The 12,982-nt window shown below is 60.9% G+C and carries 13 protein-coding genes; 10 read left to right on the forward strand and 3 right to left on the reverse strand.

The features are described from left to right. Positions 1 to 207: 207 nt before the first annotated feature. Positions 208 to 1,206, forward strand: coding sequence for an AraC family transcriptional regulator (locus tag RGV33_RS03510; protein ID WP_322143128.1), 999 nt, complete (start codon positions 208 to 210; stop codon positions 1,204 to 1,206). Between the two features lie 144 nt (positions 1,207 to 1,350). On the opposite strand, the gene RGV33_RS03515 is transcribed toward RGV33_RS03510, so the two are convergent. After that, positions 1,351 to 2,226 carry a LysR family transcriptional regulator gene (locus RGV33_RS03515; RefSeq protein WP_322143129.1) on the reverse strand — a complete coding sequence of 292 codons (876 nt, stop codon included), beginning with the start codon at positions 2,224 to 2,226 and terminating at the stop codon, positions 1,351 to 1,353. 114 nt (positions 2,227 to 2,340) lie between these two features. Here RGV33_RS03515 and RGV33_RS03520 point away from each other — a divergent pair, with 114 nt between their 5' ends. Genes RGV33_RS03520 through catA form a run of 3 tightly spaced genes read left to right on the forward strand, consistent with a single transcriptional unit; the run spans position 2,341 to position 4,744 of the window. Then, positions 2,341 to 3,465 carry a muconate cycloisomerase family protein gene (locus RGV33_RS03520; protein WP_322143130.1) on the forward strand — a complete coding sequence of 375 codons (1,125 nt, stop codon included), beginning with the start codon at positions 2,341 to 2,343 and terminating at the stop codon, positions 3,463 to 3,465. Between the two features lie 16 nt (positions 3,466 to 3,481). After that, positions 3,482 to 3,772: a muconolactone Delta-isomerase gene (catC, locus tag RGV33_RS03525; RefSeq protein WP_003212310.1), complete on the forward strand. Its 291-nt coding sequence runs from the start codon at positions 3,482 to 3,484 to the stop codon at positions 3,770 to 3,772. Positions 3,773 to 3,814: 42 nt separating this feature from the next. After that, positions 3,815 to 4,744, forward strand: coding sequence for a catechol 1,2-dioxygenase (catA, locus tag RGV33_RS03530; RefSeq protein ID WP_322143131.1), 930 nt, complete (start codon positions 3,815 to 3,817; stop codon positions 4,742 to 4,744). A 101-nt stretch (positions 4,745 to 4,845) separates the two neighbouring features. On the opposite strand, the gene RGV33_RS03535 is transcribed toward catA, so the two are convergent. Next, positions 4,846 to 5,319 carry an Lrp/AsnC family transcriptional regulator gene (locus RGV33_RS03535; RefSeq protein WP_003212305.1) on the reverse strand — a complete coding sequence of 158 codons (474 nt, stop codon included), beginning with the start codon at positions 5,317 to 5,319 and terminating at the stop codon, positions 4,846 to 4,848. A 142-nt stretch (positions 5,320 to 5,461) separates the two neighbouring features. Between RGV33_RS03535 and kynU the strand changes: the two genes are divergently transcribed. Together kynU and RGV33_RS03545 are read left to right on the forward strand one after the other, a co-directional pair. Next, positions 5,462 to 6,712, forward strand: a complete 1,251-nt coding sequence (kynU, locus tag RGV33_RS03540; RefSeq protein WP_322143132.1) for a kynureninase — start codon at positions 5,462 to 5,464, stop codon at positions 6,710 to 6,712. Between the two features lie 158 nt (positions 6,713 to 6,870). Then, positions 6,871 to 8,301 (forward strand): amino acid permease, encoded by a 1,431-nt coding sequence (locus RGV33_RS03545; RefSeq protein WP_322143133.1) that lies wholly within the window; start codon positions 6,871 to 6,873, stop codon positions 8,299 to 8,301. Between the two features lie 15 nt (positions 8,302 to 8,316). Here RGV33_RS03545 and RGV33_RS03550 read toward each other — a convergent pair whose 3' ends face one another. Then, the gene (locus tag RGV33_RS03550) at positions 8,317 to 9,231 is read right to left on the reverse strand and encodes a LysR substrate-binding domain-containing protein (RefSeq protein WP_322143134.1); all 915 of its coding nucleotides are present in this window, start codon (positions 9,229 to 9,231) and stop codon (positions 8,317 to 8,319) included. 183 nt (positions 9,232 to 9,414) lie between these two features. On the opposite strand from RGV33_RS03550, the gene RGV33_RS03555 reads away from it, so the two are divergent. The 4 genes from RGV33_RS03555 to RGV33_RS03570 all read left to right on the forward strand — a co-directional run bounded on the left by RGV33_RS03555 (position 9,415) and on the right by RGV33_RS03570 (position 12,822). Further along, a complete protein-coding gene (locus tag RGV33_RS03555; protein WP_322143135.1) occupies positions 9,415 to 10,179 on the forward strand; it encodes a sulfite exporter TauE/SafE family protein in 765 nt (254 codons plus the stop codon). A gap of 116 nt (positions 10,180 to 10,295) precedes the next feature. After that, on the forward strand, positions 10,296 to 10,886 hold the full coding sequence (locus RGV33_RS03560; protein ID WP_322143136.1) for an NAD(P)H-dependent oxidoreductase: 591 nt from the start codon (positions 10,296 to 10,298) through the stop codon (positions 10,884 to 10,886). A 41-nt stretch (positions 10,887 to 10,927) separates the two neighbouring features. Continuing rightward, the gene (locus tag RGV33_RS03565) at positions 10,928 to 11,824 is read left to right on the forward strand and encodes a LysR family transcriptional regulator (RefSeq protein ID WP_322143137.1); all 897 of its coding nucleotides are present in this window, start codon (positions 10,928 to 10,930) and stop codon (positions 11,822 to 11,824) included. Between the two features lie 104 nt (positions 11,825 to 11,928). Next, positions 11,929 to 12,822, forward strand: coding sequence for an NAD-dependent epimerase/dehydratase family protein (locus RGV33_RS03570; RefSeq protein ID WP_322143138.1), 894 nt, complete (start codon positions 11,929 to 11,931; stop codon positions 12,820 to 12,822). The last annotated feature ends 160 nt before the right edge of the window (positions 12,823 to 12,982 follow it).

Here is a 12,982-nt window from a genome sequence, read left to right on the forward strand (position 1 = left end):
ATGAAATACCCATGGCAGTGCAGGGCGGCGGTGGAATGCGCTACTGTCTTGCAAGGTGATTGTCGGAAAAGTCGGCGTGTTATCCACTTAGTCGACGGTTGCTATCCACCCAGTGGCAATGCTGCTGGCGTGGCGCAAAACTTGCTCTTGCTCTACCAGGACGCGCCACAAGAGCGCGCCGGCCACAATTGCCGTGGGTGCCCCGTGATGAGTAGCAATACACGCGATATACGTATCGAGCGCTTCGACCTTGAAGGCGCCTGCAGCTGGATGTCCGGCATCTGCGGGCCGCACCGGCTGCAAACCGCGACGCCGGAGCGCATCCGCTTTCATCACAGTGCCAATGTGTTCAAGTCCCGCGCCACCACGTTGGGGATTATTGAGTACGGCACAGACGTGACCATCGATATCGAAGACGCCGAGCATTTCAGCAGCTACAGCCTGAGCCTGCCGCTGGTGGGCGAGCAGGAGTTGAGCAAGAACGGCGAACGGCTCAGTTCCAACCGCGACCAGGGCGTGATCATCTCGCCCAATGAGCATCAGGTGCTGGCAATCTCCGGCGACTGCCGCAAGTTGCAGGTGGTGATCACCCGCGCCGCCATGAGTGAATCCCTGGAAGGCTTGCTGCAACGGCCGATTGAGGCGCCGCTGCGCTTTGAGTCGGTGATGGACGCGGTGGACGGCGCCTCGGCGTCGTGGTGGCGCATGGCGCGGTATTTCATCGCCGAGCTTGAGCGCAGCAGCGAACTGTACGACCAGGCAGCGTTTACCCGGGACCTGGAGAGCTCGCTGATCAAGGGCTTGATCCTGGCCCAGCCGAATAATTATTCCGAAGAACTGCGGGACGTGCTGGGCGTAAAGCTGCCGCACTATTTGATCCGTGCCCGGCAGTACATCCACGACAACGCCCGGGAAGCGGTGCACCTGGAGGATCTGGAAGCGGCGGCGGGCGTGTCGCGTTTCAAGCTGTTCGATGCCTTCCGCAAATACTTCGCCCTGTCGCCCATGGCCTACCTGAAGAAATACCGCCTGGGCGCCGTGCGCCAGCAAATCCTCGAACACGGCTCAACCCGCACCATCTCCGAAATCGCCCTGGGCTGGGGCTTTACCCACCTGGGGCGATTCTCGGCCGAATACCGCAAGCTGTTCGATGAGTCGCCCAGCCAGACCCTGCAACGCAACGACGCCCGGCGCATGCGTGGATGAACACTTTATGCAAAAACAACGCAGATCAACTGTGGGAGCTGGCTTGCCTGCGATAGCGGAGGACCAGCCTGCATTTTCTTTTCTGACTCACCGCTATCGCAGGCAAGCCCGCTCCCACAGGGGATTTGTGATGGTTGTGAGGTCTCAGATCAACTCTTCCACCAATTGCAGGCAATGACTGAGCCCCGGCGACTGGTCATTGATCCGCCGGCTGAGAATGATCGGCGACGTGGCGGTAGTTTCTACTACCGGCGTATAGCCGATGTCCGCCCGGTGCAGCACCTGCACCGAGGCCGGCACCAGCGTCACGCCCATGCCTGCGCCGACCAGCCCGATAGCGGTCTGCAACTCATTGGTCCACTGCGCCACCTTCAGGCTCAAGCCGTGGGCGTCAAACAGCGCGATCACATGGTCGGCGTAGCTGGGGCGCGGGTTGCCGGGGTACAGCACGAAAGGTTCGGCGGCCAGTTGCGCCAGGGTGGCCGGGGCGCCCAGCAAGGGATGCCCGGCTGGCAATACCGCCACCAGCCGATCCTCCACCAATACCCGCTGCACAATGGCAGGGTCGTCAATGCGAATCCGCCCGAAGCCCACGTCAATCCGCCCGGCCTTGAGCGCTTCAACCTGTTGCAGCGTGGTCATTTCCGACAGGCCCAACTCCAGCTCCAGCCCGTCGTGGCTGCGCAGCCGGCGAATCAACTCCGGCAGCACGCCATACAACGTCGAGGGCGCGAAACCGATGCCCAGCCAGGTTTTCTGTCCAAGGCCGATGCGCCGGGTGTTGTCGCACACCTTGCCCAGTTGCTCCAGCAGCACATTGGCGTGCTCATAGAAAAACCGCCCGGCTTCGGTCAGCCGCAACGGCCGCCCGCGTTCCAGCAGGACCACGCCCAGTTCGTCCTCCAATTGCTGGATCTGCCGGCTCAACGGCGGCTGGGCAATGTGCAGGCGTTCGGCGGCGCGGGTGAAGTTGAGGGTTTCCCCCAGCACCTGGAAGTAACGCAGATGGCGCAGTTCCATAAGGACTCCTTTCATACCTTAAGGGTATTGTTCAAGACCAATTCTATATTGGAAGCCAGAAAAAATGCGGAACAGAATCAGGCCAAATCTATAAAGAACCCAACGGGTATTGCCATGCCGATTTGCGCCATCGAGTCGATCGAGACCATCATCGTCGACCTTCCCACTATCCGCCCGCACAAGCTGGCGATGCACACGATGCAGAACCAGACCCTGGTGGTCATCCGCGTGCGCTGCGCCGACGGCATCGAAGGCATTGGCGAGTCCACCACCATCGGCGGCCTGAGCTACGGCAATGAGAGCCCCGACAGCATCAAGATCAACATCGACCGGCACTTCGCGCCGCTGCTGCTTGGCCAGGACGCCAGCAACATCAACGCCGCCATGTTGCGCCTGGAGCGCAGCATCCGGGGCAACACCTTTGCCAAGTCGGGTATCGAAAGCGCGTTGCTCGATGCACTCGGCAAGCGCCTGAACCTGCCGGTCAGCGAATTGCTCGGCGGCCGCGTGCGGGACGCCTTGCCGGTGGCCTGGACCCTGGCCAGCGGCAACACCGAAAAAGACATCGCCGAGGCCGAGAAGATGCTCGACCTGCGCCGCCATCGCATCTTCAAATTGAAGATCGGCGCCGGCGAAGTCAGCCAGGACCTGGCCCACGTGATCGCGATCAAAAAAGCCCTCGGCGACCGCGCCAGTGTGCGGGTCGACGTCAACCAGGCGTGGGACGAAGCCGTGGCCCTGCATGCCTGCAAAGTGCTGGGTGACAATGGCATCGACCTGATCGAACAACCGATCTCGCGCAACAACCGTGGCGGCATGGTGCGGCTCAACCTGTCGAGCCCGGCGCCGATCATGGCCGACGAATCTATCGAATGTGTGGAAGACGCCTTCAACCTGGCCCGCGAAGGCGCGGCCTCAGTGTTTGCCCTGAAGATCGCGAAAAATGGCGGCCCGCGCGCGGTACTGCGCACCGCAGCGATTGCCGAAGCGGCGGGCATCGGCCTGTACGGCGGCACCATGCTTGAGGGCGGTATCGGCACCCTGGCTTCGGCCCATGCCTTCCTTACCTTGAACAAACTGGCGTGGGACACCGAGCTGTTCGGCCCGCTGCTGCTCACTGAAGACATCCTCGCCGAGCCGCTGGTGTACCGCGATTTCCACCTGCATGTCTCCACCGCTCCGGGCCTGGGCCTGGCCATCGATGAAGAGCGCCTGGCGTTCTTCCGCCGCGATAAATAACCCGAGGACACCTGCGATGTTGTTCCACGTAAAAATGACCGTGAACCTGCCTGTCGACATGAACCCCGAGCGCGCTGCTGGCCTGAAGGCTGAAGAAAAAGCCTTCTCGCAGCGGCTGCAAGAGCAAGGCAAATGGCGCCACTTGTGGCGCATCGCCGGGCTGTACGCCAACTACAGCGTGTTTGATGTCGACAGCGTGCAGGAACTGCATGACCTGTTGATGCAACTGCCGCTTTATCCTTACATGGCCATCGAAGTGAATGCCCTGTGCCGGCATCCATCGTCGATCCGTGAGGATGATCGCTGAGTCTGTTTTTTCACCTAATAATTACAAGATGAGGATTGCACCATGTCCATCCGACTTTCCCAGACTGCTCACGCCCAACAGTTTCTCGAAGAAGCCAGCGGCAACCTTAACGACGGCGGCAACCCACGGGCCAAGGCGCTGATCTACCGGATCCTGCGGGACACGGTCAACATCATTGAAGACCTGGAAGTGACCCCGGAAGAGTTCTGGAAGGCGGTCAACTACCTCAACGAACTGGGCAAGAACCAGGAAGCCGGGTTGCTCGCGGCAGGGTTGGGCCTGGAGCATTACCTGGACATGCTGATGGACGCGGCGGACGAGGAAGCCGGCAAATCCGGCGGTACCCCGCGCACCATCGAAGGCCCGCTGTACGTGGCCGGGGCGCCGCTGTCCAAATACGAAGCGCGACTGGATGACGGGCAGGACCCGGGTGTGCCGCTGTTCATGCAGGGCCAGGTGCGCGACACCAACGGCAAGCCGCTGGCGGGGGCAATTGTGGATGTGTGGCAGGCCAACACGGGCGGTACCTATTCGTGGTTTGACGGCACGCAATCGGAATTCAATCTGCGCCGGCGCATCGAGACGGATGCCCAGGGCAACTATCGTTTTCGCAGCATTGTGCCGTCCGGGTATGGCTGCCCGCCGACCGGGCCGACCCAACAGTTGCTTGACCAGTTGGGGCGCCATGGCCAGCGGCCGGCGCATATCCACTTCTTCATCTCGGCGCCGGGCCATCGGCACCTGACCACGCAGATCAACCTGTCGGATGACCCGTACCTGCATGATGACTTTGCCTATGCGACACGCGATGAATTGATCGCCGAGATTCGCTTCAGCGAGGACGCCAACCTGGCGAAGGAATTTGGTGTGCAAGGGCAGTTTGCGCAGATTGATTTTGACTTTGAGTTGCAGCCAGCGGCAGCGCCGGTGGAGCAGAAACGCATGCAACGGGTGCGTGCGCTCGAAGACTGATCCCGACTTCCTGTAGGCGCCGGCTTGCCGGCGATGACGGTGGTGACTGAACCACCGCTATCGCTGGCAAGCCAGCTCCTACAGGGGGTGTGGTGTTCGTGCTATTTGCGCACTACCAAATCCAGCAGATCATCCCGATCCTTGATCTTCTGCAGCACGATCTCCGAGCGAATATCCATCACCCCCGCCGTGCGGTTCAGGTGGTTCACAATAAAATCCGAAAAGTGCTTTAAATTCCGCGCCTGCACCCGCAGCACATAATTGCTCGCCCCGGTAATCACATACGCACTGGCCACCTCCGGCCAGCCTTGCACCTTCTTGATAAACGTCTCGTGCCAATCCTCCACATCCTGACGCAACGACAGGTGGACGATGGCCTCCAGCTCGATCCCCAATTGCTCGGCGTTCAACACCGCCCGATAACCGCTGATGATTCCCTCGCTCTCCAGCAGGCGCAAACGCCGCAGGCAGGCCGACGGCGACAGGGCGACTTTCTCCGCCAGTTCCTGGTTACTGATACGGCCATCCTGTTGCAGGAAATGCAGAAGGCGCAGGTCGGTGGCGTCGAGAATCATGGTTAGAATAAATCCGCGTGTTTGGGGGTTAAATTCGAATTTCCTACAGCTTAATTAGCCTGTTGCCCACCACTTTGCACGAAAATTCTCTAAAGCTTCGTTCATTATTTGGCTCATTGTTACTACAAGAACAGGACTGACCATGACCACCCGCACCGATTGCCTGACCCTCGACGACCAGGATCCGCTGGCGCCACTGCGCAACCAATTCGCCTTGCCGGCCGGGGTCATCTACCTCGACGGCAACTCCCTCGGTGCGCGCCCGGTAGCGGCACTGGAGCGGGCGCAAGCGGTGATCGCCGAGGAGTGGGGCAATGGCCTGATCCGCAGCTGGAACAGCGCCGGCTGGGCGGACCTGTCCCAGCGCCTGGGCAACCGCCTGGCGCCGCTGATCGGCGCCCGCGACGGTGAAGTGGTGATCACCGATACCACGTCCATCAACCTGTTCAAGGTGCTCAGCGCAGCACTGACCGTGCAGCGCGAGCGAGCGCCGAGCCGCAAGATCATCGTCAGCGAAGCGAGCAATTTCCCCACCGACCTGTACATTGCCGAAGGCCTTGCCGAACTGCTGCAACAAGGCTATTCCCTGCGCCTGGTCAACAGCCCGGATGAACTGCCGAAGGCCATCGACCAGGACACCGCCGTGGTGATGCTCACCCACGTCAACTACAAGACCGGCTACATGTACGACATGCAGGCCCAGACCGTGTTGAGCCATGAATGTGGCGCGCTGGCGATCTGGGACCTGGCGCATTCGGCGGGCGCGGTGCCTATCGACTTGCATCAGGCCGGTGCCGATTATGCGATTGGCTGCACCTACAAATACCTCAACGGCGGGCCGGGCTCGCAAGCGTTTGTGTGGGTCAACCCGGCGCTGGTGGATGTGGTCACGCAGCCGCTCTCGGGCTGGTTCGGGCATACCCGGCAGTTCGCCATGGAATCGCGTTATGCGCCGAGCCAGGGCATTGCGCGCTACCTGTGCGGCACCCAGCCGATTACCTCGCTGGCGATGGTGGAATGTGGCCTGGATATTTTCGCCCTGACCGACATGGCGAGTCTGCGCGCTAAATCCCTGGCGCTGACCGACCTGTTTATCGAGCTGGTGGAATCCCGTTGCGCTGCCCACCAACTGACCCTGATCACCCCGCGTGAACATGCCCGGCGTGGCAGCCACGTCAGCTTTGAACACCCTGAGGGTTATGCGGTGATCCAGGCCTTGATCGCCCGTGGCGTGATTGGTGATTATCGCGAGCCACGCATCATGCGTTTCGGGTTTACCCCGCTGTACACCAGCTTTACCGAGGTGTGGGATGCAGTGGAAATCCTCGGTGAGGTTCTCGACCAGAAAGCCTGGGACCAGCCGCAATTCAAAGTGCGCCACAGCGTCACCTGATACAACACAAAACCCTTGTAGGAGCCCGGCTTGCCGGCGATGGCGTCACTTTGGTTTAACTGACATACCGAGGTGTCTGCATCGCAGGCAAGCCAGCTCCCACAAGGTTCAGGGCAAGCAACAAACAGTGCAATCACAATAATAAAGGGGCACGCCACGTGACCACGCCAAACCAGGGCTTTGCCGAAATAACCAATCGCGAGTTGGGCCTGCGGCGCCAGCTCACTTCCGGCCAGATGAGCATGATCGCCATCGGGGGCGCCATCGGCACCGGGCTGTTCATGGGCAGCGCCTACGCCATCGGCTATGCCGGGCCCAGCGTGCTGGTCAGCTATGCCATCGGCGCGCTGATCACGTTGCTGTTGATGGGCTGCCTGGCGGAGATGACCGTGGCGCATTCCACCTCGGGATCGTTCGGCGCGTATGCCGAGTTTTACGTCAGCCCACTGGCCGGTTTCCTGGTGCGTTATGCCTACTGGGCAGCGATTGTGCTGGCGGTGGGCGCCGAGGTCACGGCGGTGGCGATGTACATGAAGTACTGGTTCGCCAACGTGCCGGAATGGGTGTGGATCGTGTCGTTTTCCAGCGTGTTGATCGTGCTCAACGCCATCAGCGTCAAGACCTTCGGTAACTTCGAATACTGGTTTTCCACGATCAAGATCAGCGCCATTGTCGGCTTCATCATCCTGGCGGTGTATGTGGTGTTCGGCTCCGGCAACCCGGGTTACGGCGTGCAGAACTACATGGCTCACGGTGGCTTTTTCCCGAACGGGTTGAGCGGCATGTGGATCGCGGTGATCGTCTCGATCTTCAGCTACCTGAGCGTGGAAATGATCGCGGTAGCCGCCGGTGAGGCGGCCGACCCGGAGCAAGCGGTGAAAAAAGCTTTCCGCGCAACCATCGTGCGGCTGGTGGTGTTCTACCTGCTGACCCTGGCGCTGATGCTCGCCATCGTGCCGTGGAACCAGGCCGGCCATGCGCAAAGCCCGTTCGTCACGGTGATGCAGACCATCGGCATTCCCGGCGCCACGGGCGTGATGAACTTCGTGATCCTGATCGCCGCGTTGTCGGCGATGAACAGCCAGCTCTACATCACTACCCGCATGATGTTCAGCCTGTCCCGCGCCGGCTTTGCACCCAAGTCCATGGGCGCCTTGAGCAAGAGCGGGATCCCGTTGAACGCCTTGCTGCTGTCCAGCTCGGGCATTGCCCTGGCAACGTTGCTGAACGTGGTGTACCCGGAAAGCTCGTTCACCCTGATGATGGCGATTTCGATGTTTGGCGCGATCTTCACCTGGTTCATGATCTTCCTCACGCACCTGTTTTTTCGCCGCTACCGCAAGCGTCACGGCGGGGCGAAGCTGTCGTTCCAGTTGGCGCTGTTTCCCTACAGCACGCTGCTGGGCCTGGTGCTGATGGGCGCGGTGATGATCACCACGTTCTTCACCGACGCGTTCAGGATGACGCTGGTGTTCGGGGTGCCGTTCCTGTTGATTCTGTCGCTGGTGTACTACGTGTTTTTCCGCAAGGGTCGCCAAAACCCTGTAGGAGCGAGCTTGCTCGCGAAAAACCCGAGGGCGCCGGGTTAAGTCAGAAAGCCCGCGTTATCGTTGACGTTCTTCGCGAGCAAGCTCGCTCCTACAGGGGGAGAGGGCGTTTAGCAGTTGGGCGGCGTAACCGGGCAATTGGTCGAAGCTGCGCGCGCACAACAGCAGTTTGCGACAGGCCCAGTCCTCGGTCAGGGGTTGGGCCTTGAAGCGCCGCTCCAGCGGCCAGCGTTCCAGCGCGGCGAGGGGCACGATCCCCAGCCCGGCGCCCCGGGCGACCATGCGAATCAACCCGTCAAACCCATCCGCGCGAATGCGGGTCTGCAAGCGAAAGCCTGCGTGCAATGCCTGTTCTTCCAGGTACACCGCCAGCGCGCTGTCGGCGGCCAGGCCCACGTAGTCATGTTGCAAGCTGTCGATAAAACTCACGGTGCGCCCGGCCAATGGGTGATCCAGCGGCATGATCAACACCAGCGGGTCATCGCGAAAGGCCAGGGTTTGCAGGCCGTGTGTGTCCACCGCATCGGAAATAATCCCCAAGTCCGCCGCGCCCTGGCGCAAGGCATGGGTAATGCGCAGGCTCGGCAGTTCCTGCAGGTCGATGTCGAGGTTGGGGTGCTCGCGTAGAAAGTCTGCCAGCAGTTCCGGCAGGTACTCGCTCAGGGCGGTGGTGTTGCACAGCAGGCGCACCTGGCCTTTGACGCCGTTGGCGTATTCCGCGAGGTCTTGCTGCAGGTGTTCGGCTTGCTGCAACAGCAGGCGCGCATGACCGGCCAGGGCTTTGCCTGCCGGGGTCGGGGTGACGCCGCGTCGGCCACGTTCCAGGCACTCAATGCCCAGCGAGGCTTCCATCGCCCGAATCCGCGCACTGGCGGCGGCCAGGGACAAATGGCTGCGGCTGGCGCCGGCGGTGATATTGCCGGTGTCGAGGATGTGCAGGTACAGGCGCAGGTCGATCAGGTCAAAGTGCATGGGCTGTAGGTTCCGGGTGAATGGGCCGGCCTCATCGCAGGCAAACCAGCTCCCACAGTTGGAATGCGATCAACTGTGGGAGCTGGCTTGCCTGCGACGACGTCATCAGCCTCATGCAAAACAAGAGGCTGCCTCAGTATATGGTGAATTTTCAGTCATCATCCAAACGCGCAAAATCGGCCCATGAATACTTTCCTCGCGTTCTACCAAAACCTCGGGCCGGCCCTTACATTGCTGGTGATTGGCACATTTCTGCTGGCCGGTACGGTCAAGGGTGTGATCGGCCTGGGCCTGCCCACCGTCGCCATGGGCATGCTCGGCCTGGCTATGTTGCCGGTGCAGGCTGCGGCGTTGCTGATCATCCCGTCAACCATCACCAATCTCTGGCAACTGGCGTTCGGCTGCCATCTAAAGGCCTTGGTCAAACGCCTGTGGCCGATGCTCCTGCTGGTTTTCCTCGGCACCGGGCTGGGCTCGTTGTGGCTGGGCATGGACGGCGGGCACTGGGTGGTGCGGGCGTTGGGCGGGGCGTTGCTGGTGTATGCCTTGAGTGGTTTGTTGCTGCCGACCTTCAAGATCAGCCCGACCACCGAGCGCTGGCTTGGCCCGTTGTGCGGCGTGCTGACCGGGATCATCACGTCGGCCACCGGGGTGTTCGTGATCCCGGCGGTGCCGTATCTGCAAGCGTTGGGCTTGAACCGCGATCAACTGGTGCAGGCGCTGGGGCTGTCGTTCACGGTGTCGACCCTGGCGCTGGCGGCCGGGTTGTTCTGGCGCGGCAGCCTGGGCGGCGGCGAATTGAACGCCTCGTTGCTGGCGCTGGTGCCGGCATTGCTTGGGATGTGGCTGGGTCAGGCCGTGCGCCAGCGCATCAGTGCGGTGCTATTCAAGCGGGTATTTTTCATCGGCATGGCCGCATTGGGTGGCCATCTGCTGATCAGTGGTTAAGAATCAATTGCTGATTCGTGCCTTTTGATCAAATGTATTTTGCAGTTTCGACGCTTATTCCACAGCATCGGCCCCGTTACCCTGCCTTCAGACATTTTTAATCTTTAGGCACATCCATGAAAAAAGTTCTATTGCTCAACGGCGGTAAACAATTCGCCCATTCTGATGGCCGCTACAACAGCACCCTGCATGAGGCCGCCCTGGCCGTGCTCGACCGTGGCGGCATCGACGTCAAGCAAACCCACATCGACGCAGGCTACGACGTGGCTGAAGAAGTCGCCAAATTCCTCTGGGCCGACGTGATCATCTACCAGATGCCCGGCTGGTGGATGGGCGCCCCATGGATCGTCAAGAAGTACATCGACGAAGTCTTCACCGAAGGCCATGGCAGCCTGTACGCCAGCGACGGCCGCACCCGTTCCGATGCCTCGCAGAAATACGGCAGCGGCGGCCTGATCCAGGGCAAGCAATACATGCTGTCCCTGACCTGGAACGCCCCGCAGCAAGCCTTTGACGACCCCACCGACTTTTTCGAAGCCAAGGGCGTGGACGCGGTGTACTTCCCGTTTCACAAGGCCAACGAATTCCTCGGCATGACCGGCCTGCCGACCTTCCTGTGCGTGGACGTGATGAAACGCCCGGCCATCGAAGCCGACGTGGCGCGTTATGAGCAGCACTTGGCGCAGGTGTTTAACCTGAGCCTGTAATGCGGCTAGTATCCGTGCAGCCGCTATAAAGAGGATTCACGTTGAAAGCCCGATCCGATGAGCTACAGATCTTCGTCTGCGTGATTGAATGCGGGTCGATTTCCGCCGCCGCCGAACAGGTCGGGCAGACGCCGTCGGCGGTCAGCCGCACCTTGTCGCGCCTGGAAGCCAAGCTCGACACCACCCTGATCAACCGCACTACGCGGCGCATGGACCTGACCGAAGAGGGCAAGTATTTTTTCGAGCGGGCCAAGGTGATCCTCGAGCAAATGGACGACCTGGAAGAGCGTCTGTCGTCGCGCCAGCAAACCCCGTCGGGCCGCCTGCGGATCAACGCGGCGTCGCCGTTCATGCTGCATGCGATCGTGCCGTACATCGCCGAGTTTCGTGGCCGGTACCCGGACATCCAGCTGGAGCTGAACAGCAACGACCTGATCATCGACCTGCTGGAGCAGAGCACCGACATCGCGATCCGCATCGGTGCCCTGGCGGATTCCACCCTGCACGCCCGCTCGCTGGGTTGCAGCCCGCTGCATATCCTTGCCAGCCCGGCTTACCTAAAACAGCACGGCACGCCCACCACCGTTGCCGAACTGGCCGAACACACCTTGCTTGGCTTCACCCAGACCGAAACCCTCAACCACTGGCCACTGCGCCATGTGCACGGGGATCGCTGGCAGATCCAGCCGGGCATCGCCGCTTCCAGCGGTGAAACCTTGCGCCAACTGGCGCTGGAAGGGCAGGGCATCACCTGTTTGTCGGACTTCATGACCGCCCAGGACATCAAGACCGGGCGCCTGATACCGGTACTGGCCGAATTCAACAGCGGCTATCGCCAACCGATCAACGCCGTGTACTACCGCAACTCGCAATTGGCCTTGCGCATCCAGTGCTTCCTGGACTTTATCCAGGGCAAGCTGGCCAGCTACGCCATCTGATTCGTGACCCCTGCGCAAGATTGAATTGGGCAATACGGACTTATTCCGCATGGATAGGTCCGCAATACTTAACCCATCAATTATTCACGCAGGGAGACACCTCCATGAACGTATTCATTACCGGCGCTGCCGGTTTTATCGGCGGCTCCATCGCCACTGGCCTGGTCCAGGCTGGCCATAAAGTCACAGGCCTGGTACGCAGCGCCGAACAGGCTGAAGAAATGACCGCACTGGGCATCACGCCGGTGATCGGCACGTTGGACGACAGCGCGTTGTTGAGCGAACAGGCGAAGAACGCTGACGCGGTGATCAACGCGGCCAGCAGCGACCATCGCGGCGCCGTGGAAAGCTTGCTGGCAGCCTTGCGCGGTTCCCACAAGCCGTTCCTGCACACCAGCGGTTCGAGCATCGTGGGTGATGCGTCGGGCGGTAAGTCGAGTGATGTCATTTACTTCGAAGACAGCCTGCCGGAGCCGACCGTCGACAAGGCTGCTCGCGTGGCCATCGACAATTTGATTTTGGCGGCCGCCAAAGACGGCGTGAACTCGGCGGTGATCTGCAACACATTGATCTACGGTCACAGCCTGGGCGTGAAGCGCGACAGCGTGCAATTGCCGCGTTTGCTCAAGCAGGCGCGTAAAAGCGGTGTGGTACGCCACGTGGGCACTGGCCAGAACATCTGGTCCAACGTGCACATCGAAGACGTGGTTGCGCTGTACCTGTTGGCGCTGGAAAAGAATGTGCCGGGTACTTTCTACTTTGTGGAGAGTGGCGAGGCGGCGTTTGTCGACATGACCACCGCGATTGCCGAAGCGCTGAAGCTGGGCAAGCCACAGGATTGGCCATTGGCAGATGCTGAAGCCGAGTGGGGCTATGAAATGGCCAACTACGGTTTGGGCTCCAACAGCCGTGTGCGTGGCAAGCACGCCCGCGAACTGCTGGGCTGGGCGCCGAAGCGCACTTCTGTAGTCGAGTGGATTCGCAACGAGATGGTGTGATGTTCGCTTGAAACCGAGTTGAGCCCTTCGCGGGCAAGCCCGGCTCCCACATTTTGATGTGTGAACACGATCAAATGTGGAGGCTGGCTTGCCTGCGAGGGAGGCAACAGGGTCTGCCTGTCATGACACTGCACTAGCCCCACCCCGCCCAATTCCGTAC

Origin of the sequence: Pseudomonas sp. Bout1, from assembly GCF_034314165.1 — a bacterium.
In the GTDB taxonomy this organism is placed as follows: domain Bacteria; phylum Pseudomonadota; class Gammaproteobacteria; order Pseudomonadales; family Pseudomonadaceae; genus Aquipseudomonas.

What these genes read in the sequence shown, in the direction of transcription:
- RGV33_RS03510 (WP_322143128.1), top strand. Translation starts at nt 208, where the DNA reads ATGAGTAGCAATACACGCGATATACGTATCGAGCGCTTCGACCTTGAA.
- RGV33_RS03550 (WP_322143134.1), bottom strand. Translation starts at nt 9,231, where the DNA reads ATGCACTTTGACCTGATCGACCTGCGCCTGTACCTGCACATCCTCGAC.
- RGV33_RS03570 (WP_322143138.1), top strand. Translation starts at nt 11,929, where the DNA reads ATGAACGTATTCATTACCGGCGCTGCCGGTTTTATCGGCGGCTCCATC.
- catA (WP_322143131.1), top strand. Translation starts at nt 3,815, where the DNA reads ATGTCCATCCGACTTTCCCAGACTGCTCACGCCCAACAGTTTCTCGAA.
- RGV33_RS03535 (WP_003212305.1), bottom strand. Translation starts at nt 5,319, where the DNA reads ATGATTCTCGACGCCACCGACCTGCGCCTTCTGCATTTCCTGCAACAG.
- catC (WP_003212310.1), top strand. Translation starts at nt 3,482, where the DNA reads ATGTTGTTCCACGTAAAAATGACCGTGAACCTGCCTGTCGACATGAAC.
- RGV33_RS03555 (WP_322143135.1), top strand. Translation starts at nt 9,415, where the DNA reads ATGAATACTTTCCTCGCGTTCTACCAAAACCTCGGGCCGGCCCTTACA.
- RGV33_RS03560 (WP_322143136.1), top strand. Translation starts at nt 10,296, where the DNA reads ATGAAAAAAGTTCTATTGCTCAACGGCGGTAAACAATTCGCCCATTCT.
- kynU (WP_322143132.1), top strand. Translation starts at nt 5,462, where the DNA reads ATGACCACCCGCACCGATTGCCTGACCCTCGACGACCAGGATCCGCTG.
- RGV33_RS03520 (WP_322143130.1), top strand. Translation starts at nt 2,341, where the DNA reads ATGCCGATTTGCGCCATCGAGTCGATCGAGACCATCATCGTCGACCTT.
- RGV33_RS03515 (WP_322143129.1), bottom strand. Translation starts at nt 2,226, where the DNA reads ATGGAACTGCGCCATCTGCGTTACTTCCAGGTGCTGGGGGAAACCCTC.